This window comes from Pseudobutyrivibrio xylanivorans (assembly GCF_010906925.1).
In the GTDB taxonomy this organism is placed as follows: domain Bacteria; phylum Bacillota; class Clostridia; order Lachnospirales; family Lachnospiraceae; genus Pseudobutyrivibrio.
In genome coordinates this window covers 60,930-85,150 of record NZ_VTVE01000004.1, presented here as the reverse complement: position 1 = coordinate 85,150, position 24,221 = coordinate 60,930, and the positions used below count along the sequence as shown (strand labels likewise).

Annotated in this window: 25 protein-coding genes; 2 read left to right on the top strand and 23 right to left on the bottom strand. The window is 40.0% G+C overall.

The features are described 5' to 3' along the window. Positions 1-68: 68 nt before the first annotated feature. From F0Q01_RS11695 to F0Q01_RS11675, 5 genes are all read right to left on the bottom strand, one after another. Positions 69-1,322 (bottom strand): CynX/NimT family MFS transporter, encoded by a 1,254-nt coding sequence (locus F0Q01_RS11695; protein ID WP_163927249.1) that lies wholly within the window; start codon positions 1,320-1,322, stop codon positions 69-71. A gap of 76 nt (positions 1,323-1,398) precedes the next feature. Next, the gene (locus F0Q01_RS11690; protein ID WP_090489446.1) at positions 1,399-2,229 is read right to left on the bottom strand and encodes a ThuA domain-containing protein; all 831 of its coding nucleotides are present in this window, start codon (positions 2,227-2,229) and stop codon (positions 1,399-1,401) included. A gap of 86 nt (positions 2,230-2,315) precedes the next feature. Next, the gene (locus F0Q01_RS11685; RefSeq protein ID WP_090152806.1) at positions 2,316-3,362 is read right to left on the bottom strand and encodes a 2-hydroxyacid dehydrogenase; all 1,047 of its coding nucleotides are present in this window, start codon (positions 3,360-3,362) and stop codon (positions 2,316-2,318) included. 68 nt (positions 3,363-3,430) lie between these two features. Next, entirely contained in the window at positions 3,431-4,090 is a 660-nt protein-coding gene (locus F0Q01_RS11680) for a class II aldolase/adducin family protein (RefSeq protein WP_090489448.1), read from the bottom strand. A 39-nt stretch (positions 4,091-4,129) separates the two neighbouring features. After that, on the bottom strand, positions 4,130-5,278 hold the full coding sequence (locus F0Q01_RS11675; RefSeq protein WP_090489450.1) for an iron-containing alcohol dehydrogenase family protein: 1,149 nt from the start codon (positions 5,276-5,278) through the stop codon (positions 4,130-4,132). A gap of 190 nt (positions 5,279-5,468) precedes the next feature. On the opposite strand from F0Q01_RS11675, the gene F0Q01_RS11670 reads away from it, so the two are divergent. Next, positions 5,469-7,028: a xylulokinase gene (locus F0Q01_RS11670; RefSeq protein WP_090489566.1), complete on the top strand. Its 1,560-nt coding sequence runs from the start codon at positions 5,469-5,471 to the stop codon at positions 7,026-7,028. An 89-nt stretch (positions 7,029-7,117) separates the two neighbouring features. On the opposite strand, the gene F0Q01_RS11665 is transcribed toward F0Q01_RS11670, so the two are convergent. The 6 genes from F0Q01_RS11665 to F0Q01_RS11640 form a co-directional block, all read right to left on the bottom strand. Beyond that, complete coding sequence (locus F0Q01_RS11665; RefSeq protein WP_090489452.1) at positions 7,118-8,659, bottom strand: BglG family transcription antiterminator; 1,542 nt, start codon at positions 8,657-8,659, stop codon at positions 7,118-7,120. Next, positions 8,656-9,912: an MFS transporter gene (locus tag F0Q01_RS11660; protein ID WP_090489454.1), complete on the bottom strand. Its 1,257-nt coding sequence runs from the start codon at positions 9,910-9,912 to the stop codon at positions 8,656-8,658. Before F0Q01_RS11660 ends, F0Q01_RS11665 begins: the two co-directional genes overlap by 4 nt. 14 nt (positions 9,913-9,926) lie before the next feature. Next, a complete protein-coding gene (locus F0Q01_RS11655; RefSeq protein WP_090489456.1) occupies positions 9,927-11,894 on the bottom strand; it encodes an FAD-dependent oxidoreductase in 1,968 nt (655 codons plus the stop codon). Between the two features lie 13 nt (positions 11,895-11,907). After that, positions 11,908-12,348 (bottom strand): Zn-ribbon domain-containing OB-fold protein, encoded by a 441-nt coding sequence (locus F0Q01_RS11650; protein ID WP_090489458.1) that lies wholly within the window; start codon positions 12,346-12,348, stop codon positions 11,908-11,910. Positions 12,349-12,359: 11 nt separating this feature from the next. Continuing rightward, a complete protein-coding gene (locus F0Q01_RS11645; RefSeq protein ID WP_090152825.1) occupies positions 12,360-13,649 on the bottom strand; it encodes a thiolase family protein in 1,290 nt (429 codons plus the stop codon). Between the two features lie 72 nt (positions 13,650-13,721). Next, entirely contained in the window at positions 13,722-13,961 is a 240-nt protein-coding gene (locus tag F0Q01_RS11640) for an acyl carrier protein (RefSeq protein WP_090152827.1), read from the bottom strand. Between the two features lie 219 nt (positions 13,962-14,180). Between F0Q01_RS11640 and F0Q01_RS11635 the strand changes: the two genes are divergently transcribed. Beyond that, positions 14,181-15,065: a LysR family transcriptional regulator gene (locus tag F0Q01_RS11635; RefSeq protein WP_090489460.1), complete on the top strand. Its 885-nt coding sequence runs from the start codon at positions 14,181-14,183 to the stop codon at positions 15,063-15,065. 63 nt (positions 15,066-15,128) lie between these two features. Here F0Q01_RS11635 and F0Q01_RS11630 read toward each other — a convergent pair whose 3' ends face one another. From F0Q01_RS11630 to F0Q01_RS11575, 12 genes are all read right to left on the bottom strand, one after another. Further along, on the bottom strand, positions 15,129-15,449 hold the full coding sequence (locus F0Q01_RS11630) for a putative heavy metal-binding protein (protein ID WP_090152834.1): 321 nt from the start codon (positions 15,447-15,449) through the stop codon (positions 15,129-15,131). 547 nt (positions 15,450-15,996) lie between these two features. After that, on the bottom strand, positions 15,997-16,389 hold the full coding sequence (gene panD, locus F0Q01_RS11625) for an aspartate 1-decarboxylase (RefSeq protein ID WP_090489462.1): 393 nt from the start codon (positions 16,387-16,389) through the stop codon (positions 15,997-15,999). Positions 16,390-16,490: 101 nt separating this feature from the next. Beyond that, positions 16,491-17,333 carry a pantoate--beta-alanine ligase gene (gene panC, locus F0Q01_RS11620; RefSeq protein WP_090489464.1) on the bottom strand — a complete coding sequence of 281 codons (843 nt, stop codon included), beginning with the start codon at positions 17,331-17,333 and terminating at the stop codon, positions 16,491-16,493. Between the two features lie 13 nt (positions 17,334-17,346). Then, positions 17,347-18,225 carry a 3-methyl-2-oxobutanoate hydroxymethyltransferase gene (gene panB, locus F0Q01_RS11615; RefSeq protein ID WP_090489466.1) on the bottom strand — a complete coding sequence of 293 codons (879 nt, stop codon included), beginning with the start codon at positions 18,223-18,225 and terminating at the stop codon, positions 17,347-17,349. Positions 18,226-18,242: 17 nt separating this feature from the next. Then, positions 18,243-19,094 carry a Rossmann-like and DUF2520 domain-containing protein gene (locus F0Q01_RS11610; protein WP_143096675.1) on the bottom strand — a complete coding sequence of 284 codons (852 nt, stop codon included), beginning with the start codon at positions 19,092-19,094 and terminating at the stop codon, positions 18,243-18,245. Between the two features lie 247 nt (positions 19,095-19,341). Beyond that, entirely contained in the window at positions 19,342-19,929 is a 588-nt protein-coding gene (locus F0Q01_RS11605; protein ID WP_090489470.1) for an NADH peroxidase, read from the bottom strand. A 26-nt stretch (positions 19,930-19,955) separates the two neighbouring features. Further along, the gene (locus F0Q01_RS11600) at positions 19,956-20,339 is read right to left on the bottom strand and encodes a Fur family transcriptional regulator (RefSeq protein ID WP_090489472.1); all 384 of its coding nucleotides are present in this window, start codon (positions 20,337-20,339) and stop codon (positions 19,956-19,958) included. 155 nt (positions 20,340-20,494) lie between these two features. Further along, a complete protein-coding gene (acpS, locus tag F0Q01_RS11595; protein ID WP_090489474.1) occupies positions 20,495-20,887 on the bottom strand; it encodes a holo-ACP synthase in 393 nt (130 codons plus the stop codon). Positions 20,888-20,925: 38 nt separating this feature from the next. Then, positions 20,926-21,936, bottom strand: coding sequence for a phosphate acyltransferase (locus F0Q01_RS11590; RefSeq protein WP_090489478.1), 1,011 nt, complete (start codon positions 21,934-21,936; stop codon positions 20,926-20,928). A 26-nt stretch (positions 21,937-21,962) separates the two neighbouring features. After that, the gene (locus F0Q01_RS11585; RefSeq protein ID WP_090155059.1) at positions 21,963-22,202 is read right to left on the bottom strand and encodes an acyl carrier protein; all 240 of its coding nucleotides are present in this window, start codon (positions 22,200-22,202) and stop codon (positions 21,963-21,965) included. A 153-nt stretch (positions 22,203-22,355) separates the two neighbouring features. Further along, a complete protein-coding gene (locus tag F0Q01_RS11580) occupies positions 22,356-22,778 on the bottom strand; it encodes a Zn-ribbon domain-containing OB-fold protein (protein WP_090489479.1) in 423 nt (140 codons plus the stop codon). Between the two features lie 15 nt (positions 22,779-22,793). Then, a complete protein-coding gene (locus F0Q01_RS11575; RefSeq protein ID WP_090489482.1) occupies positions 22,794-24,089 on the bottom strand; it encodes a thiolase family protein in 1,296 nt (431 codons plus the stop codon). Between the last annotated feature and the right edge of the window lie 132 nt (positions 24,090-24,221).

Genomic DNA, 24,221 nt, shown 5'->3' with positions numbered 1-24,221 from the left:
TTATCTTTTATTGCAATAAAAAAGCAGGTCATCTAATTGATAACCTGCTTTTTGCAATCATTATACTATTATCTTTTCAAAGCTAGCCTAGCTTCCTCTTCTTTTACAAAACCAGGTTTGCAGACAAGAAGATAAATCAATAATCCCACAAGCATAAGAATTCCACCACAGATGTATGGAATTCTATAGCTTCCTGTAAGGCCATAGAAAAGCGCGAAGAAAGCTGGTCCTACAGCTCCCACACACTGAATCATTGGCTGAATAATTCCGTATCCATTTGCAAAGCTTTCACCAAACTCCTCTACACAAAGTGATGCTGGCCAGTTAGCTGCTCCACCTACAACCATACCAATGCAAACAAGTGAAATCCATACGCCTACAGTTGTGCCTGTAAGATTTGCCGCCATTGCAATCATTCCAAATACATATGAAGTAATTGCAGCTTTTCTTGCGCCAATTTTTGAGTCAATAACACCACATAAATAAGAGCCTGGAAGAGCAAGCAAACCGGAGGCAAGCATCATCACACCGGCTGTACCTGGGTCAAATCCAATCTCAAGAAGTCGTGGAAACAGTTGCACCATAAGTCCCGATGCAAATAATAACTGAAAACCTAAAGCAATGCTGTGTGCCCATACTTGTGGAGTCTTTAGAAGTTTTGATGTAGTCCAGATACTTTCCACATTCACTTTCTGCTCTGATTCTCCCTCAACTTCCACACCATTATCAGGAGTATAGCCTGCATCAGCAGGATTTTCCTTTATAAATAGACAAAGTAACAGACAGGCAACTATCGCAATTGCGATAAATGGCATGAAACCGCCAAGTGAACCTCCTGCCTCATATCCTCTCTGATAGATCATTGTGGCAACACCAGCGCAAAGTGGAATTCCCATTGTAACTATTCCCATGACAATTCCCTTTCTCTTAGGAAACCACTTTGAAAACATTACTGGTCCAAGTTGATAACCAATACCACAGGAAATACCATTTGCAAGAATGAGACAAATAGCAAACACAGCTAAATTTGTAGTTAGGCCTAAACCTACCATTACTACAACATAGATTACAAAACAAATGATGCTAAGTGTTTTTGCTGAACGCCTTGCTGCAAGTTTTCCAAGCACGAAGCAAGCAACAATATTTGCTAAGCTTCCCAGAGAAATCAAACTTGTCAGAACCGCTGCCTGCCAGCCTCTTAGCTCCGCAAGAGTTCCTGCGGCTGCATTCATGGCACTACCTACTGCTGTCGCTGTGAAATATCCTAAAAACCCGTAGATAATCAACAGCCAGCCTTTTCCAAATCCTTTCTTTTTCTCCATAACAAAAAAACCCTCCATGTTATTTTATTTAAGAAATGCCACCTAGAATTACTTCTTTAGTGGCATTACTTATCAATTAATAATATGGGAAAAGTTTCAGCCGGTTATCCCCTTCCCTGTTAGGACGCTCAAGTGTTACTTTTCCTGATGTAGCCCATTCAGTTCCACGGACAAGCATAGTGATAAAGTTAAATCTATCAAGTGCCTCCCAATGTCCGATAGATGAAACAAAAACTCGACCCTTTCCATATTCATTAGTCCAAATTACTGGAGTATATTCATTTACACCTGGCATATTCTCAAGTTTTCCATCAGGTATATCTACTGGATGATGCTTTGGTGGCCAACCTGGAACTTTATAGTTCTCCACATCATCAAAAATCGATGCTAATACATGCATTTTTGCCTCTGGATGCACAATCACCTGTGTAAATAAATCATCAAAAACATTCATCCATTTAGCATCAATGTCCTTAGTAATAGGGCTATTCTTATCCATGATTTCAACAAAGTGATCATCCTTTGGAACACGTCTGCAGCCCTTATCCATAGCACAGTATCCACCAAGGAGTTTTCTCCACTCATCAGGCCAATCTGGGTCCACCCAAATTGTAGAGTGATAAAACACAACGCCCTTTCCCTTTGATACAAAATCATACACAGCAGCCTCACTCTGCTCCCCAAAACGTCTAGCATGTTCGGTTGGCCAGAGCTTACCATCATAATTAATAAATAGAGCATCGTAAGGTTCTAAATACTCATGAGTAATGTTTCTAAATTCCTCAGTAATAACTACATTAAATCTTCCAGTAGCCTCAAGGAGCTCTCTAATCCTACTAGCAATAGCACGGCCCTGATGCTCCGCTGTAACAAGACCTGTCACAAATAAAATATTTAACTTTTCCATAAATACCTCATATCTTATCTGCTACACTAACAAGCCTGTTTATTTATCAGCAAAAATATCAGAGCTTGTTAGCTACAGACATGTTCTTATTTGTTCCACACGTATGGCAACGCTGCACCAGCCAAATACGCATTTACGTTTTCAGCCATCTTGCGACCTGACCATCCGTCTACATCTGTTGTAAGACCAGCAAAATGAGGTGAACAGAGTACATTTTTCATCTTAAGAAGTGGGTGATTTGCTGGAACAGGCTCCTGCCAATATACATCCACTGCCGCACCTGCAATAGTCTTGTTTTCAAGGGCCTCCACAAAATCCTTTTGGTCAATGACAGCAGCACGTGCTGTATTAATCACAAATGCAGTAGGCTTCATTTTATTGAACCAGTCTTTGTTTACTATTCCCCTTGTTGAAGGCACAACAGGAAGATGGATGCTGACAATATCTGCCTGAGCAAGCATTGTATCTAAGTCAACTGCTTTTGCTCCTGTCTCCTCAATTACCTTTGCATCAAGATAAGGATCGTATGCTAATATTTCCATGCCAAATGCCATTGCTCTCTTTGCAACTTCTCGGCCAATTGCGCCATATCCTGCAAGGCCCAGCTTCTTTCCATAAAGCTCAAATCCAATACCATAATCTGTGTATGGGTGATTCTCATCAAGTGGTCCCCATATTACATTTTTTACATCAGGAACATTGTAAATATCATCTACAGCTGGTCCTAAATGCTCTCCCATCAAAAGACCTGCTACAGCTCTTGTCATGAAACGTGTTGATGCAATCATCATGCCTATGCAATACTCTGCAACTGCAACTGCATTTCTTCCTGGTGTATATGTAAGAGGAATTCCTGCTGCCTTAAGGGCATCATTGTCCACAGTAACTGGTGTGCCTTTTGCTACACCGATAAATTTCATACCAGACTCAATCCATGCGTTAATAGTGTCTGTACCTGCAACTTCATCACCAAGAACTACGATTTCTGCTCCCATACATTCTTCGCGAGTCATTTCCTCTGTAACATTACCTTTACCGTGTTTTAATTCACCGCAAATGGTAACCTCACACTCTTTTTTGATTTTTTCAAGCTCCCCTTCAGGAAGGGAAGTACATAAAGCTAATTTTTTCATTATAAAATCTCCTAATATCCTATTTTTTCTACGCTCCACGGGGAAACCCAGACATCCAGGATTGCTTTTTAAACAGCCTTATCTGCGGCAATTAAATCCTGCATTGCCTTTTCTGCTTCTTTTGACATTGGCTCGTATGTTCCAAGTGTATTTGCAATAACTGTTGTCTGCGCCATTTCCTCTGTGTAAATTGTTGCATGCATTGCCTGCTTCATGTTCTCACCGCATGAGAACATACCATGATTCTTAATGAGACAAACAAGTCCATTGTCACCAAGGGTATTTGCCACCTTGTCTGCCACTTCGTTTGAACCTGGCATCGTAAAGCTTACAATTCCAACTGGTGTAAATTCACACTGTGGAGGTGTAATTGGGCGAAGCTCTGGGTTTTCACCCATAGCGCAAATTGTTGCATACATGCTGTGTGTATGAACTGTTGCATTAATTTCTGGGCGTCTTCTAAGGACAGCTGTGTGCATTGGAAGCTCAGATGATGGCTTGAAATTTCCTTCAATCCACTCATTTTTTCCATCCTCATGCATCTTTACAACCGCTATATCCTCAGCAGTCATTCCTGTGTAGGAAATTCCAGATGGTGTTATGCAACAAATAGTTTTGTCTTCAGGAGTTCTCATGCAAATGTTTCCTGATGTACCATTAATAAGTCCCTTTTCAACAGCCTCTAAAATCGCCTCTAAAACTGTCTGTCTAGTCTTTTCATAATTCATAATTTTTACCTTCCTTTTCTATTAATTGAAAACAGTCACCTAATATGCCTGCTTTAAAATCGAGATAATATCATCCTTTGTAATTCCCTGACGTGGATTGAAATTTAATACTGGCTCCTTCAAAACATCTTCTGCCAACATATCAAAATCGCTTTCTTTTATGCCCTGTTCTGAAAGTGTCTTGATTCCAAGAGCCTTTGTCATGTTAAGAAGCTCCTTTGATAACGCCAGAATATCCTCCTCCTCATTTCCAGTCATTGGTATGTCAATTGCCTTAGCAAGCTCAATCATTTCTGCCTTGCAGCAAGGGGCATTGTATGCCATTACATATGGCAGCACGCATGCATTTGCCATTCCGTGTGGTAAGCCAAAATGCGCGCTTAAGGTATGGGCGATTCCATGAACAAATCCTAGATTTGCATTTGAAAATCCAAAGCCTGTTATAATGCATCCCAGCATCATCTGCTCTCTAGCTTCCATATCATCACCATTTTCCACAGCCTTTTTAAGATTCCTATGGAAAATCTTTAATCCCTGCAGTGAATTGTATTTTGTAAGTGGATTTGACATATTGGAAATATATGATTCTACTGCGTGAGTGATAGCATCCATTCCAGTTGCCGCCGTAACTGACTTTGGCATTGTTCGTGTAAATTCTGGATCCGCAATTACGTATTTAGGTGTAATCTTGTTGTCGATTACTACGTATTTACAAACTGCCTTTGTGTCTGTTAGTGCAGTAACATTAGTGATTTCGCTGGAGGTTCCTGCTGTAGTTGGAATTGCAATTAGAGGTAAAACAGTGTTATTTACCATGCCAATTCCACCATACTGACCAATAGGTCCCTCATTTGTCATAAGTACATTTACTGCCTTTGCCGAATCAATGGGTGAACCACCACCAATTGCTACAAAGCCCTGAACCTCTTCTGCCTTAGCTATTCCATATATTTTCTCTACTAGCTCATTAGATGGATTTGGCTCCACTCCATCAAAAACAGTAACTGTAAGACCTGATAATTTATTAAGTTCTTGAAGAACCTTCTTGGCAATTCCCGCTGCCTTTACTCCGGCATCGTAAATTACCATTACTCTTTTTAGTCCTTCCCTTTCTACAATCTTTGGTAATGTCTGAACTGCATCTTTACCAAAGGTAAGATCTGTATGCACAAAAAAACTGTAAGCCATTTATTTCTCCTCCCGATATATCTTGCCTGTCGGCTTTCTATGTCCACATTACCCTTAGGAGGTATCTCCCATCAATTTTCTTTTTTCCGCCAATTAACGGAAATCTACGAAATTGAATAGTCAATTTTCTTTTTACATAATTTAGGAAAAGAAAGATTATAGGAGAATTTTTATGTTATGGGAGGTTTCTATGAGAGAAGATAAAGCCTATCTCCTTGGCATTGATTTAGGAACAACAAATGTCAAAGGAAACATTATGGATGCTGAGGGCAATCTAATTGCCACAGCGTCAAGAAGCCTTGGAAAAATTTTTCCAGGACAAAACATGATAGAGCAAGATCCATCTGCTTGGTGGACAAGCACAATAGCTATTCTAAAATATATGACAGCCCTTGCAGGTGATGATGTTGTATCAAATATAAAAGGTATTTCAATCAGTTCCCAATGCCCTACACTTCTTCCACTAGATGAGCAGGGTAATCCCATCCACAACGCAATCATCTATGCCGATGGACGAAGCGTAAAGGAAACAAACGAAATCACAGAAAAAATTGGTTTCGATAAATTTGTTAGCATAGTTGGTGGCCAGCCAAGTGTTGCATTTTTACCTGGCAAGCTTCTTTGGTTAAAGAGAAATATGCCTGAGGTTTTCGAAAATACTGCTACAATCATGCAGGCAAATAGCTATCTCAACTATAGACTTACTGGACAGCTTACTATCGATATTGATACAGCAAGCCGCACCCAACTTATGAATCTTTCCACCTTAGAATGGGCAGATGAAATTGGCGATGTTATCGGGATAACGCTTTCTGATATTATGCCACCAGTAAAAAAATGCACCGACATCATCGGTTACGTTACAAAGGAAGCGGCCGCTCAAACAGGTCTTTGGGAAGGCACACCTGTTGTTGCCGGATGCTCAGATGCCATGGCCTCCATGTATGCAATAGGCCTCAGTAAGCTAGGAGATGCAGGAGAAAGTGCTGGAACTTCATCACTTATATTTGCTAGTGCCCCACAGGCTAGTGCCTGTGATGTGCCAGTTGTAACCCGCCCGGTCGGACTTGAAACAATGCCATTTGTATATGATGGCCCTATTGGCACCACCGGTGCTGCAATCAGATGGTATGTGGAACAAATGGGCGAAGCAGATATAGCAAGTTCCATCGAAGCCGGGAAAAACATTTATGACTACATGAACAAAGTTGCCATGAAAATTAATCCTGGTGCCGACGGATTATTTTTCTTTCCTTACATGGCAGGCGGCGAGCGTGCTCCCCTTTGGAATTCCCACGCTAGAGGTATGTTTATTGGACTGAATCTGACAACAGATAGAGCTCACATAATTCGCTCAATTTTCGAGGGAACAGCATTTGCCCTACGACATGTTATGGACGCAATAAAGGATGCCGGTGGTATTGCTGAAAATTTAAGGATCACTGGTGGTGGCTCAAAAAGTAAAACCTGGAACAAAATAAAAGCATCCATGCTTCACATGCCAGTTTACGTGCTAGACGACATATCTGGTGATGTGCCATTTGGTGACATTCTTCTAGCAGGTCATGCAGTTGGAATATACCCTGATTTATCAGAAGCAGTCAGAAAAATGGTGAAAATAAAAGAGGTCATAGAACCTGTCCCTGAATGGGAAAAAGCCTACGACCAGCTATATCCATACTACAAGAAAATATATCAGGATTTGGATGGAGATTTAGCTAACCTACAGCAAACCATCGCTAAATTATAATAAACCCATAAAAAACAGACCCTCATCTAAATTGATTTGGGTCTGTTTTTACTTTGTATAAACCTATTCACTTATTCATAAAGAGAAAACTATTTTATCAAATATTCCTTTTTGAAATCTTCCAAGTATCTATTGATATTACCTTCATCTATTTCTGTTAATAAGGGCGAAATCACTAGGGATGGTACATGAAACAAATCACTAAATCCATCGATTTTCACCGTGGTCAAAATGAATTTCACATCCGATTCTATTAGCTCTTTATTGTACTGAGCGTATGGTCCATAAAATTTAAAATATCCTCCATATTTTTGTTTCAAGGTCTCCATTAAATAATGGGTGATGCTCTCATTATAGTGACTAATAACAGCCACTTGAATTCCCTGGCCTCGACGTCTTCTGTACAAGGCCTCCTCAGATAAAACTAAAAATGGAAGCAGATAATCTTCCTCTTCTATTCCTAGCTCTATCTCACATTTTTTCGATAATTTCTTTCGCATAAAGCTTGCTATATCTGCCAAAATAGCATGCTTCTTTCTCAGCTCATATCCAAACAAATGATTCTGAGTGTGTGGTGCCACAATTCCACTAATCAACGCCTGTACATGTCTTGTCAAATCAATAAACAGTTTGTCATCTTCTGTGAAATCCATTCCAAACTCATCAAAAATATTTTGCAATAAATCATTTACAATCATGTGACAAACAACATTTGTATTAGTCAAAACATAATTCTTTGAGTATGTTTTTAAACATAGAAACTCCAGCTGATTTTTAATCTGGGATATGTAAATATATTCGCCAATATCAAATGCCGTATCTCCAATATCCGCTAATTGATCTAAAATACATCTAATGTCCTCGTCAATTTTATAATCATCTGAAATAATATCATCTGCGGGTGAATCCTTTGAACTATTTAGTAAATCCGTATTTACGGTATATCCAGATTTTACTCTAAAAAACATAACTGAAATTGCAATAGTTAAATAGATGAAAGCAAAATCATCTAGGTGTACCCCAGACTCATTTAATCTCTGTTTCACCAGCTGCTGGACTTCCACTAACAAACTATTACCAAATTCCATTTCCTTAAAAACTATGCCATCTTTTGAATCGTAATCCCAGTTTTTAGCATAGAATCTAGTCAAAAGATCCCTCTTTTTTCTCTCATCATCCTCTAAGCGTATCTTGTTGTCTTTTCTTAATATTTGAATATGAGGATGCTGCTCAGAAATTTGCCTTTTGAGGGCCTTTATATCCTTCTCCAGAGTAGTGCTGCTGACAAACATTTCATCCTCTAGATTTCCTAAATCAAACCAGCCATCACTTCGAAGAAGCTTCAACAGTAAGGTACTTATTCTATCTTCCTTTGTGATGTAGCTTTGCTCCTGAGAAAAGATGCCAACAAGGGCTACACGGTCTTTTACACTAAGCCTGTAGCCCTTTCTGTGGACAGCATCTATCTTTATTTCAAATAGCTCCAAAAGCGAGTTAATATCGCTTATGTCACTTCGAATAGTTCTTTCGCTGACACTGAGCTTTGTAGATAGCTCCTTGCCTGTAACTATTCCATGTGTAGAGTTTAAAAGGGAAAGAATTTTCTTTTCTCTAGAGGATAAGTTCATCATTTCTCTTCCTCACCTGCTCTAAGCGTCAATGCCAACATAATAGTAATCAAAAGTAATATCGCAAATACGATATATGAAAATCTAACCTCACCGAATGCCCGGATACATGCAGCTATCACTATAAATGCTGCCTGTCCTGACATACAGGCGATAGGAAAAATCATTCCGTTAACTTTTTTAAAATTGTCCCTACCAAAAACTGTTATTTCAAATGCAGGCATAAATATTTGGAAAAGTGTAATGCACATTCCAAACATAGGAACTGATATGTACATAAGTGGAAGTATGTTTGAGACATTTAAAATAAATGCTGTAGCAAAAACAGCTGCCAGAACAGCATAGGCCTTTTTTGTTCCAAGCTTGTTTTCCACATAACCTGCAAATATGCTTCCAAATATACCTACAATTGCGCAAATAGACATAAGAGTCGCAGCTTTTGCCTCAGGAAATCCGCTGCTTGTATATCTCACAAGCCACTGCGCCATAAGCCCTGTAAGACACATATTACTGATGCTAACTATAAATAGAATAGCCCAAAAATCCCTATTTTTAAGAATCTCTCCAGTTGTTAAAACTGTCTTATTACTATCGTCGCTAATATTTATCTTATCTTTTTCATTAACAACTGTTTTTTCCACAGGCAAATTGTCCGGTGTACATCCCACCTCTTCCGGTGTGTTTTTGATTGTGAGAACACATACTATTGCCATTACTAACAATGCTATGCAAATGGTATAGATTCCACCATTTACACCATTTTTATTGATTATCATATTCAAGACTGAAACCATCACAATTGTGGATGTAGGTGGACCTACTGTGACAAATCCCATGGCAAGACCTTTTTTTGTAGGAAACCAATTTGCAATAATTGAATTGGCTCCAAAAAAAGATATGGACTGACCGCAGCAAATAGTACCGATTAATCCTATAACAAATACAGGCAGGCTCTTTGATGTTCCATATAAAAATACGAAAAAAGCTGATGCAATTATTCCGAATAGAATGGAAAATTTACCACCACGCTTTTCGCATAATTTTCCTAATAATAAATTGCCCACAACTGTGCTTACGCCAGCTACAGTAGCTAGCGTAAGTACAACACTGTAATCCCAGTTGTTTTGTGCTGCAAGCTTTGGAAGAATAACATTCTCAGAATCTGTGGTAACTGCCGTAGCAATCATAAATAGCAGATAGCAAAGAAATATTATCCCCCAATGTTTTTTACTAAAATTGTATTTATTGCTCTTCATAATATCCTTCTAGTCTATACCCTTCTAGCAGCGTGATAGCCTGCGTCCATTGCTTGATAAATCATAGCTACGCGATTGCAATCACCGATTATGTAGTACTCATCTACTTTCTCGCAGAGCTCATCCACTTCTTTTGTCTTTGGTCTAAATCCTAGAGCGCATACCACCGAATCGGCTTCAACTAAAAAGCTGCCATCAGCATTTTCTACCATAACGCCCTTTTCTGTTATCTCTGTTACCTTCGTATTTACGAATATCTCAGCACTTTCTTGTACATGTGGCATCAGACCTCCTCTGTAGAAGGAGTTGACCTCCATTGCCACATCTGGTTTCATCTCAATGATTGAAACTTCATGACCTTCTTTTGCAAATGAACAAGCTGCCTCTGCACCTACTAATCCGCCACCCATAATTGCCACTTTTTTACCTAGCTTTTCTGGTTGGAGCTCAGCATCGATGGCCATAATTACATTGTCACCATCGATTCCCTTAATTGGAGGCCTAAGCTCATTTGAACCAATTGCCACAAAAAGTGCATCAGGCGCAAATCCCTCTACATAATATTGGTCCACCTCAGTGTTAAGAATCACCTTGACTCCCGCTTTTTCAACACGTCTCTCGAGACACTGGCAAAGCTTTTTAATATCTTCCTTAAAATAAGCTGCACCAGCTGGATGAAGATTTCCACCTAAACGATTTTCTTTTTCAACAAGAGTTACATCGTGACCGCGATTCGCCGCTGTTATTGCAGCTTCCATTCCTGCAGGGCCACCGCCTACAACCAAGATTTTCTTTTTGAATTCTGGGGCAGGTACACCGTATTTTTCTTCTAGCTGCTGACCTTGAGTTGGGTTCACAGTACATTTAATCATCTCAAGCTGTCCCGTTGCACCAAAGCATTCATAGCATCTTAAGCAAGGACTGATGTCATCTGCTCTTCCCTCAAGTGCCTTCTTTGGTAAATATGGATCAGCCACAAGAGCTCTACCAATTTCAACCATGTCTGCCTGTCCTGTGGCAATTATTTCTTCCATCTGTGCAGGGTCATTAAGTGAGCCTACACAGGCCACTGGCTTATTTACATGCTTTTTAATTTCTGCAGAAAGATAAACATTTACACCTCTTGGGAAAAATGAACTAGGATGTGTTCTGCAAAACATCGCTGGGTCCTCATGATTTCCGCAAGAGATGTTGAACATATCAACTTTATCCTCAACCATCTTTGCTATTTCCACATAATCTGAAAGGGTAAGTCCCCCCTCCTGGAAATCATCTCCATTCATACGAAGCTCTATGGCCACAGTTGGCCCAACATTTTTTCTAACCTCATCAAGGGTAAGGGATAGAAATCTCACCCTATTTTCAAGGGAACCACCAAATTCGTCTGTTCTGTGGTTGAAAAGTGGTGACATAAACTGATTAAAAAGCCAGCCATGGGCTGCATGGACTTGAACCATGTCGTAGCCCACATCCTTACACAGTTTTGCTGCCTTACCGTAGGACTCTATAATCTCGTATATTAATTCCTTAGGCATCTCATAGACATGACCTGCCGGCATATCCATCTCGCTAGGTCCATAGGCCTTTCCATCTTTTCCTATGTCTCCACCAACTGATGCAAGTCCTCCATACATACCACCGTGAGAAAGCTGAATATTAGCAAGACCTCCCGCATTGTGAATCATTCGGGAAGACTCTGTCAGTCCCTGACGCACACCAAAAGCATCAAGCTGAAGCTGTTTGTTATGGCTCTTACCTGTTTTAGAATGTGGGATAGCCTCGCCGTACGTTACCACAGCGCAGCCACCCAATGCTTTTTCCTCTAAATACGCAGCCATCTCAGGTGTAAACAATCCCTCTGTTGTAATCATGCTAGGGCTTGTAGGGGCCGCAATTATTCTATTCTTTAATTTTAAATTTCCAATTCGTATAGACGAAAACAAATTTGGATATAAATCTTTTCCTGGAAATCTTTTTGACATAAGCTACACCATCCTATTCATCAATCTCAAAGAAAAGTGTTGTATATCTTCCCATATCAAAAAATACTGGCTTTACAGGAAGTGGAAGTTTTGACTCAATCTCTCTTCCCTTTTTCTTTGATACGCCAAGAATTACTGCATTAATAGCTGGACCTTCCTCCAGCTGAACCTCTCCACAAACATACTTTAATCCTCTGTCTTCAAGCTCGAGACGGGCATTTAGTATACCTGTGAAAACAAAGCTTTTTAACATTCCTTTTCCGCTAAGCTGTGTCCACTCTGTCTCATGATATCCACATTCGTTACATGCAAGGTGTGGAGGAAATTCTATTGCACCACACTCCTTGCATTTTCTTCCATATATTTTCCCCTCAGCAAGACCATTCCAGAATTTTTCAACTATATGCTCAGGATTCCAGAAGTCTTCTGTTTTAATTGTGTTGTTGTTATCCATGGTAAACCTCCTTAAAATCCTGCTCTAAGAATTGAACATCTAACATTTTGTGCTCCACCAAATCCACGTAAGAATACATGCTTTGGAAGTTTCTTTACCTGACGAAGTCCTGCCTCGCCACGCATCTGAGTAACAGCCTCAAATACATCTGCCATACCAGATGCACCAAAGGCATGACCATATGAAGTACGACCACCATTTGTATTTATAGGCTTATCGCCATCAAAAGCTGTGCGGCCATCTAATACATATTTCCAGCCCTCACCCTTTGGAAGATATCCAATTTCCTCTGCTGCAAGGAATGCTGACGAGCCGATGAAGTCATTTACCATTACAAGATCCATGTCATCTGCTGTAAGTCCAGTTGCCTCAAATACCTGACGAGCTGCCTCTGCTGTAGCCTTTTTCTCAAGATGAGGAACAATAGCATCCAAAACTGATGCACCTGTTGCAAGTACTTCAACTGGCTTGTCTGTAAATTCATGTGCAATCTCAGTAGGAACAACTATACATGCTGCTGCACCATCTGCAACACATGAGTCTGAGCTTGTTCTTAAATACTGAGTCATCTTTGGATTGTGAGGGCTCTTCATGTACTCCCAAACATCATCATATCCAGCCTCTTTTGCCATCTCATCGAATGTAGTTCTGCGAACTGCTCTTGGGCAAAGTGCGCCAGCACGTCTCATGTGATAAGACTGATGATTGAGAACATCATCCACCTGATCTGGTGTCAAGTTGTTCTCATGAGCATATAGGTTAATCCAGTCATCATGGTTCATTCCTGGACCACCACCTAAATAGCGTCCATATGCTCTATCAAAAATCGAATCCAAATCTGGAAAGAGAACCTCTGTCGAAAGCTCCACTCTCATGTGATCAGGTGTATTGCCGTCTGGCATACCTGTACCCATATCGCAAGCGCCTGAAAGTACAATATCGTATGCGCCAGATGCTACTGCAAATACAGCTTCTTCTAGTGCAATATATCCTGTACAGCATCCTTCTGAATGAGAAAGTGAACCCTTTCCTCTCATTCCAAACCAATCTGCCACCTGCACATTTGGTGTGATGCAGTTGTTAAGTACATGTGGATTTGCTGAGCCATGGAAGAAATACTGAACATCCCTTGGCTCAATATGGGCATCTTTCATTGCATCCAAAGCTGCATGTCCAAAAAGTTCACCATTAGTAAGTCCATGATAAGTATCATTTTTTATAAGATTCATAAAAGGAGTAGCACCGATTCCTACTATGGAAACACTCCTTAAATTTTTACCTAATTTTACATTGTTAACCATTAATCTATTCCCTTCAGATAATTTGCCAAAGGCCTCTGGCCTTACAATTTTTACATCAATCGATTTGAAATATTACTCCGCCTCTTCCATTACGAAATCAGCAAGCTTTCCAATTGTTTCAAACTGACCAAATCTTGCAACTGGAATCATTACATCGTACTCATTTTCAATTGATGCAGACATAGCTACACGCTGAACTGAGGATGTACCAAGCTCATTAAGATTTGTATCCTCAGAAAGTGTCGATGCGTCTACCTTGAATGCAAGTGATGCATAATTAATTAAATTTGCTACTAATTCCTCTCGTGTCATAATAAAACCTCCTCTAATTAGTTAAGTTATTTTCTATCTATAATTTTATATTTCACTCCACCGCTCTTCTAATACCTATACTGGTTTTGATATAACAAAAATGTTATAATAACCATATATAATTTTCCTAACATTGACGGAATTATCATGTACCACAACACAGCCTTGCCGCAGGCAATTTAAAGTGGCTGTGTTTTTACGCTGTAAGTGGAGGCAAATATGACAATACAAGACTTAACATGCTTTCTTAAGCTAGCAGAAAACCTAAACTATACCAAAACCGCAGAGGAGCTTTTCATATCACAACCTGCGGTTACTCGTCATATAAATTCATTGGAAGATGAGCTGAATGTAAAGCTCTTTGATCGTTCTGTTAAGAAAAATATCACCCTTACAGAAGCTGGTGCTATTTACTATAAGGGTTTAAAGAAATGCAAAAGTGTATATGAGGATACTATGAATTCCATTTCCTCAAAGATAATCTCAAGTCCTCTTATTATTAATTTTGCCAGAGGAACTAGCATTCCTGACGAATACGTAGATGCCACAGCATCTTTTATGGACTTCCATCCTAATTTTCATCACTTCACCAACTTCATAGAACCATCTGATTTTTCAAACGTTCTAGATAATGGAGAAGTGCTTATTTGTCGAGCCGAAGAGGCACAAAAACATTCTGGTTGTAAGACGATGCAACTAACCCAAAATCCAATTTCTTATTATCTCGTTGCAAATAAAAAGCACCCAGGTTTTAAAAACCCAGATGCTCCTAATTTTGATTCAATTAGAAATACCACTCTTTTCTTGCCTAAAAATTTACCAGACAAGCTAAAGAATACTTTCTTTGGCAATATAAAAAAACTACTAGGCGAAATGCCAGTTGAAGTAATGTATCTAGACAGCATGGACTCCGTAGGATTATTCCTCAGATCCGGACGCTGCTTTTCTGTAGCAAACGGATGGCAATCAATACTTGATTCCAAAAATCATGTATCTTATAAAATGGATTTTGGTTCCCATTTTGTAGCAATCTGGAACCCATCCAAATGCACCCATCCACAAGTGAAAGCATACCTAGATACTCTGAAGGCCCTTGCCATATAAGACCCGCTAAGCTATCTAGCTTCACCCAAATCATCTATCTACACCAAGTAAAGATATGCAGCACTATTGAACTACAACTGCTGTTCCTGATGCAGTAACCATAAGCATGCCGTTGTCAGAACCTAATACCTCGTAATCAATATCTACACCAACAACAGCATTGGCTCCTAACTGTGCTGCTCTCTGCTCCATCTCAGCAAGCGCCGATTGTCTTGCCTGAATCAATTCATCCTCGTATGTAGTTGAACGACCACCAAAGAAGTTAGATAACCCAGCAGCAAAATCCTTTATAACATTTACTCCAGCTACCACTTCTCCAAATACAATTCCCTTGTACTCAATAATTGTCTTGCCTTCAATAGAAGGTGTTGTTGTAGATATCATAGTTTGCCCTCCAATTTATTATTCTTTTTAATACAATTATTCTACCCCAGAATTAGACTACATTAAAGTGAGTCTTTTCTCTTTCCTTTTACTTTAGACATCTTTCCAATTATTTTCTCCCTCAAAGCACAATTTTCAGCCCCTAAAAATTTCCAGAATCAAAAACCTACGGGTATATTTACGTTTTCGTAATCATACCCGTAGGTTTTCTCTCCTTAAAATTTTAGTTTACGGTGTTTTTCTATTTTTTCTAGAAATCCCCGTAAGCTAGCTTCGCCCTACACCACATTTCAGGATTCAAGAGTAATATTTTAGCTTCACTTCCAGATGAATCCCGAAATCCTACGGTGCAAATTGAAAAATCCCAATAATACCCGTAGGTTTTCAATTCCAAAAATTTTCTAAAATTGAAACCTACGGGTGTAATCCATATTTTTTAATATTTACCGTAAAACATATAAATATTTTAGGCCTTCCGTCAACCCATTCATATTTCTTATCTCTCTACCACTCCCCCCACAATCAAAACCATCTGCCTCAGACTAAACTATGCCATATCCTCTAGTCTGCCGTGCTTCTCGTAGCATGTGATGCGCTTTGTAGCATTGTTGTCATCTACAAAAACTACGCTAGGCTTGTGGTCCTTTGCTTCACTAGCATCAATGCTGCAATAGCACATGATGATTACATGGTCTCCCACCTGAACGCAGCGTGCAGCTGCTCCGTTTAAACAGATTACTCCACTTCCACGCTCACCTGCGATAGTGTATGTTTCAAAACGATTGCCATTTTCTACATCAACAATCTGAACCATCTCATATTCAAGAATCCCAGCAGCATCAAGCAAGTCCTCATCAATTGTGATACTTCCCACATAATCAAGGGCTGCCTGTGTGACTGTAGCTCTGTGAATCTTACCTTTAAGCATTGTTAAATTCATAATATCCTCATTTCTCTGAATCGTTCTATAGCAGCAAATTTCTTATTAATCAAAATTAAAATCAGCTATTAAACTATCTATTTCCTAATATCTATTTATCGCTATTCAACGATGAAGTTATCAATCAATCTTACATTGTCTATGTAAACAGCTACCGCTGTAAGGATTGGTCCATCAATAACATCGCACTGCTGGAGTTCTCCTAAATCAACAACCTCTACATAATCAATTTTTGCAAGAGGCTCTGATTCGATGATGTTTGTGATTTCTGTGCGGACTTTTATAGCATCAGTCTCGCCAGCTCTTACCATCTCTTCGCCCTTTGTCAGTGCCTTGTGAAGGATAGTTGCCTTTGCTCTAGCATCATCTGATAAGTATGTGTTTCTAGAACTCTTAGCAAGTCCATCTTCCTCACGGATGATTGGGCAACCAACTATTTCAATGTTGAAATTAAGATCTCTAACCATGCGCTTTACGATAGCAAGCTGCTGCGCATCCTTCTGTCCAAAGTATGCCTTGTCAGCTTCTGTAATATTAAAAAGCTTGCTAACTACTGTACATACACCATTGAAATGGATTGGTCTGCTCTTTCCACAAAGTCCAGCTGATAATGTATTAACACCTACATACGAATGAAAATCTGGGCTGTACATTTCACTTGGTTCTGGATGGAAAATCAAATCAGCTCCAAGGCCCTCACATAATTTGCAATCTGCATCAAAATCTCTTGGATATGTTGCAAGGTCCTCCTTGGGACCAAATTGAATTGGATTAACAAAATCCGAAACGATTACTTTATCACACTCCCCACGTGCACGCGATATTAGGCTTGCATGCCCCTCATGTAAATATCCCATAGTTGGTACTAAACCAATTTTAAGACCATCCTTCTTCCACTGTCTTACATTTGCTTTTACTTCTTCAATTGTTGTTGCTACTAACATTTTCTCTCCTTTATTACACTGTCTCAGTTTCAAATTCTACTCTAAATTCTGCGTTACCCTGTGCTGCCTTGACCGCTTTCATTACATCAGCATCAATAGCAAAATTATGCTCAGCAGCTGGGAAAGTCTTTGCCTTAACCTCAGCATCATAAGCCTTAAATGCATTCTTCATTTCCTCGCCAATATTTGCATAATGCTTTACAAACTTTGGCTTGAATCCAGAAAACATTCCCAGCATATCCTGATATACAAGGACCTGCCCGTCGCAGCCTGCGCCAGCTCCAATACCGATTGTAGGAATAGTAAGCTCCTCTGATATAAGTGTTGCAAGCTCCTCTGGCACACACTCTAAAGTAACCATAAATGCACCTGCTGCCTCAACAGCCTTGGCATCCTCTACTATCTGAAGTGCACGCTCTACATTTTTACCCTGAACCTTAAATCCACCAAATGCATTAATTGACTGAGGTGTTAATCCAATGTGAGCCACAACTGGAATATCCGCATTTACGATAGCCTGAATTTGCTGGCAAACAGAAGCTCCACCTTCAAGCTTTACTGCCTGAGCATGTCCTTCTTTTACAAGTCTACCTGCATTTTTCACTGCATCATAAACAGATGTCTGATAAGACATAAATGGCATATCTGCCACAAGAAATGTATCTTTTAATCCACGAGATACACTTGCACAATGATGAATGATATCATCCACTGTCACAGGAAGAGTATCACTATATCCCATCATAGTCATTCCAAGTGAATCACCTATTAAAATTGCATTAATTCCTGCATCCTCCATAAGGCATGCAGTTGTGTAGTCATAGCATGTGAGCATGCTGATTTTTTCACCCTTTCTCTTCATTTCCTGAAGAGTTGTAACTGTGTTTTTCATTTCGTTCTCCATCCTTTTTAAGAAGATAATAATTGTTCCATTGCTTTATAATCTGAATCTGGATGCTTATCCATTGCTATTTCCAGTGCCTTTCTGGAGAGAATTCTGTAAACATCATGATTATTTCCTTCGAAGGTATTTAAGTGCTTTTTCACTGTTCCCACATCATTTCTTTCAATAGGACCTGTCAGTGCATCTTTTGTGCCAACAGAAAGCACCTTGTTCACATTGCCCACTATTAAAGGGGTTATTGCATCTGCCACCTGCTCGTCAGAAAATCCGCATATACGAAGTTCCTCCTGTGCAGATTGAATCAGACCTACAACAAGATTAGATGCAAAAACTGCTGCTCCATGGTAGCGAGTTTTCATCGCTGCACTTATACGTGCTGTTGACAAATTGCATGACTTTAATAAGCCTTCAATTTCATCAATGTGTTTTTCATTTCCTTCGATAGTAAATAAAGCTTTTGGAAGTTCCTGGTATGATTTGTATCTATCCGATACCGCCAGTAATGGATGGACTGAGAAACCGAATGCGCCAGTTTCTTCTATATCCTTAAAGATTTCTGAAGATAAAGATCCGCTGCAATGACATATCATTTTGCCAGTAATAGACATGTGCTTAATCTGCTCCCACACAATAGAAATCGCATCATCTGGAACAGTGATAAACACTGCATCACTATCTTTAATTAATGTCTCTAAATCTTGAAAATAAGTTGATTTGGTAAAATCAGCTGCATCAATAGCTGATGATGAATGTCGGCTATAATAGCCCAATAGATTGTGCTGACAGTCATTAAATAGCTTTCCTAAGGAATAGCCTACTTTGCCAGCGCCTACAAATCCAACCTTCAATGGCAACACCTCCTTTATTCGCAAGGTGATACAGTCTCGTTCAAAGTGATACGAGCATGCCACGGGTCTTTTATTTTTAAAATTTAGAAATTATAAGGGTATAGTTTCTTGTCGAATACCATCCATGGGACACTATAACAAATGTGAGGTCCAATGTAAATGAAGATTTTGAAATCATTTTTGTGTTTTATGTAAAACAGAAAAAAGGGCAGGAATTAATCCTGCCCTTCTTTTGGGAAAAATAGTAATTATTAAATTAGTTAAAGTAACGATCTAAGAATCCCTTGAGTGCCTTACCATGTCTAGCCTCGTCACGAGCCATCTCATGAACTGTGTCATGGATAGCGTCAAGGTTGTTCTTCTTAGCACATGTAGCAAGGTCTACCTTACCCTGTGTAGCACCGAACTCGCAATCTACTCTCCATGCAAGATTCTTCTTAGTAGAATTTGTCATGTTAGCCTCGAGATCTGAACCAAGCAACTCTGCGAACTTAGCTGCATGCTCAGCCTCTTCAAAAGCTGCCTTTTCCCAATATAATCCGATTTCTGGATATCCCTCTCTATGAGCAACACGAGCCATGCAAAGGTACATACCAACCTCAGAGCACTCTCCTTCAAAATTAGCCTTGAGCTGTTCGAAGATGTATTTCTTGTCCTCATCAGAAATATCAGGGTTATTCTTAACTGTAGATGCATAAACACCGAACTCATGCTCTGCAGCAAGTGTAAGCTCACCCTCTACCTTCTTAAACTTGTCACCAGAAACGTGACATACAGGACACTCCTCAGGTGGATTATCCCCCTCATGAATATAACCACAAACCGGACATACGTACTTTGCCATAATTAGACTCCTTTCATTTTTAAACATTATTTACCATTATCCATGCAGTCTTTACAAACACCTGTAAAGAGTAATGATGCTTGCTCAACTGTCCCTAGCCCCGTGCTAGATGCTGCGAGAATTTGATCTACGCTAGGTGTAATCTCAACATCCATAATTCTGTGGCAACATCTGCAATAGTAGTGACTATGTGCTGATGTGTCCGCATCATAGTGCTCAGTGCCATCGCCAGTGGAAATCTTTTTCACCTCTCCTAACTCCACAAGAAGAGTAAGATTTCTATATACGGTACCAAGACTAATTTTAGGATATTCTTCCCTAACATTCTGATAAATAACCTCAGCTGTAGGGTGCTCTTTGGTAGACATCAAATATTCTTTTATGTATTCTCTCTGTCTACTGTAATTCATATAACACCTGCTTTCTTCAAATAACCTCGATAAGCAAAATCAATAATGATTATCTATATAATATCATTTATTATAGCTTTGTCAATATAAAATTAGTAATTATTATCATTTTATAGTCAATCACAATCTTTGCCACAAAAAAAGTAGCCTTGCGGCTACTCTCTTTTTATCAGCTGGGCAATTGCTATAACATAATCACCCTGATTAGAAATGGAAACCAAAACATCCTCGGCACCGATTGTTTTAAATATATTGAGGAGTTCTATATTGGCAGAAAATTTTGGTGCTCCGTTAGGCTGTTTTATAGTTTCCACATTTCTAAAATCAAAATTAACGTCAGGGAAGCTGCTGCAAATAGCTTTGTAAACAGCCTCCTTGACAGCAAATCTACCGGCGAGAAACTCATAGTAATCAGACGCCCCCACAGCATCCTCACGTTCCTTGCTAGTATATGTCCGCTGGACAAAAGCACCTTTGGTCCTCTCGTCCAAATCACGAATTTCGCTTATTGAAACTAGGTCGATTCCGACCCCTAAAACGTTTCCCATAGTTAAGATTTGCTCCTATTAAAATCTACTGCTAAATCTTAGCAGTCCCTCTTTGCGCCAAGAGCACGAACAGCAGAGATAATAACATTTCCCTTAATCTCTGAAACAGGTGCCCCTCTAGAGCAATCACAAACAATGCTGTTGAATCCCTGAAGCATTGGTCCGTATGCATCAGCATGTCCAAATTGCTGAATGAGCTTTACAGCAGTATTTCCTACATTAAGATCTGGCCAGATAAGTACATTTGCCTTACCTGCAACCTTGCTTTCTCGATTGACTTTCTTTGCTGCCACAGCTGGAACAATTGCTGCATCAAGCTGGAATTCGCCATCAATATCAAGGTCTGGACGCTTTTCATTTGCAATTGCAAGAGCCTCCTTCACCTTGTCAATTAGCTCACCCTGGCCAGAGCCAAGTGTTGAGTAACATACCATTGCACATCTTGGCTGCCAGTCTAGAAGCCCCTTTACTGTATCGCAGGCAGAAATTGCAATATCAGCAAGCTGCTCGGCAGATGGATTTGTGCATACCGCACTATCTCCAACAGCCAGAAGCTGTCCTTCGCTTCCCTCAAATCCAGGAATATCACAGAGTCCAATAGATGAAACTGTGCTGATTCCCTCCTTTAGACCGATTATCATCTGACCAGCCAGAAGTACATCTCCTGTTGTATTGTCGATTCCAGCAAATGTAACGTCTGCCTCGCCCACAGCCTGCATTGCCATTGCATAATAAAGTGGGTTTTCCATTCGACGTCCCAATGCCTTTTCCTTAAGAACAGTCTGTGGAAGTGCAACATATTTTGCAATAATATCGTTTTTGTAATCCTCATTTCCAATATCAATTATCGTAAATACGGATTCCTCGTAGCCTCTTTCAGCTATTAATTCTCTAATCTTTGAAGCATCGCCTACCAAAATAGGGACAATATATCCCTCTTGTCCGCATTCGTAAGCGGCTTGCATCATTTTTTCATTTTCAGCCTCTGGAAAAGCAACCTTTTGTGGATTAGCTTTAGCCTTTTCGTAAATATTATCAAGTACGCTCATTTTTTCTCCTTCGTATATACGAATTATTACAATTCCTCTTCAACCTTATCTACAAGCTCTCCGATAGTTGCACATGCAGCTGCATCCTGAAGTGCAATCATTGCATCTAATTCATTTTCAATCTCAGAAACAAGTCCTACCATGAGAACTGATGCTCCTTTTAAGTCATCCTTAAATGTAGTCTCCATTGAAAGATTAGCGGCATCCACGCTGTAGCACTTCGCCACCATCTCAATTATTTGAGACTCTAATTCTTTTCTGTCCATTACTTTACTTCCTTTCTATAATAGCCCTATCCCAGTTTCTCATGCTCCCGCAGGGCCCCCTCCGCACTCTCGTGTGGGTCCTTCTGCCGGCGTAGGTCCTCCCACACTCGGCACGGTATCCCCTGCTCGCGCTTACCTAGTATATGTAAGGGCTTAGTTATCAAAATACTTAGAATCCAAATCAAATACCACAGTCTTGTAACCGTCACGCTGGTAAATGGCAGCGTGGACGTCCAGTGGAAGCTTATCTAAGAGTTCCTTTCTGGTCTTTTTAGAAATGCCACGGACTACTGCATTAAGTCTAGCCCCTTCTTCTAGCTCTATCTCGCCATATGCAAACTTTCCTAGAGCCTTGTACTCAGGCTTGCTTGAAAGTGCAGCCGGCATAACGATCGAATGCATCTTGGCATTACCAGATATTTCATACCACTCCGTCTCTAAATTTCCGCAAGAGTTGCAAGCATAAACTGGTGGGAATTCTACAGCCCCACACTTAGGACATTTTCTACCACATATTTTTCCTTCTTCAAGTCTATCGTAGAAACCTTGAACAACCTTTTCTAACTTAATTGCCATCTGTCACACCTCCCATTAATCAATTGTCCTGATGATGTACGAGCAGATATTTTGAGCACCGCCATAACCACGTAACATAGCAGTCTTAGGAAGTTTCTTAACCTGTCTCTCTCCGCACTCACCACGCATCTGCTTTACACATTCATATAAATCAGCTAGACCAGATGCAGCATGGGCGTGGCCAAATGAAGTACGACCGCCATTTGTATTAATTGGCTTGTCGCCATCATAGGCAGTTCTGCCTTCACAGATGTATTTCCAACCCTCACCATAAGGCAAATATCCAGCAATCTCAGCTGATACCAAATGGGAAGTAATAATAAAGTCATTTGCAAAGAAAATATCTATATCCTCTGGCGTTACTTCTGTCACCTCATATACTTGACGAATTGCCTCTTCAGTAGCTCTTACTTCGAAGTGTGGTGTTGTAGCCTCACAAGCTGCACAGCCCACACCTAAAACCTCAATAGGCTTGTGATTTTTATTACCCATGTATTTATCTACCATGTCAGTAGCACAAACAATCACAGCTGCTGCACCGTCGCACTTCAGCTCAATACCACTCATTCTTAGGAAATCACCATTCTTTGGATTGTATGGGCTTCGCATGTAGTCCATTACATCGTCAAAGCCAGCCTCTTTGGCAATCTGCTCATATGTGCGTCTCTCAATTGCAAGTTCATCCATGGAAGCATTTTTTCTATTGTTTATTGACATATGGTTGATTGTATCGTCCATCTGCTCATCTGTAAGTCCTCTAGTTCTCTTGTACCATTCTGCTGCATCATCATAAATAAGCTCCTGTCCTGCCATAAGAGAACGGGTGTAAGTTCTGTCATAGAGCCAAGCTGTCGTCTGGAGGAACTTCTCCATTGAAAGCTTCTCTCTCTTATATGGATGATTTGGCACTGCTGCACTATCACCAAACTCCACACAACCTGAAAGTACACAATTGTATTTGCCCGAAGCTACCGCATTTACGGCCTGCTCGATAGCATAATATCCTGTACAGCAAGCCTCCGAATGATGAATAGAAGCCTTGCCTTTCATACCAAACCAATTTGCGATCTGCACATTTGGGGTAAGGTAATTTGACTGGTGAAGAGGCGAAGCCTCACCATGAAAATAGAAATCAATATCCTGTGGATTCACACCAGCATCTTCCATTGCCTTTAAAGCGGCGTAGCCAAATAGCTCCCCCTCTGTAAGACCATCAGTCTCTGGATTGTCCACCGTATACATAAATGGAGTACAGCCTACGCCGATTATTGAAACGCTGCGGCTATACTTATTAACCTTAGTCTGATTCATACTATATTCTCCTCTCTTACTATAGTCCGCTAGTTACATTGACAAGCCTTAGATATTGCTTTCGTCGACTACATGTCTCCTTCAGCAACACTAAGAGCTTGTCAACTACTAGCTCTTCTAATAATCTAGTTG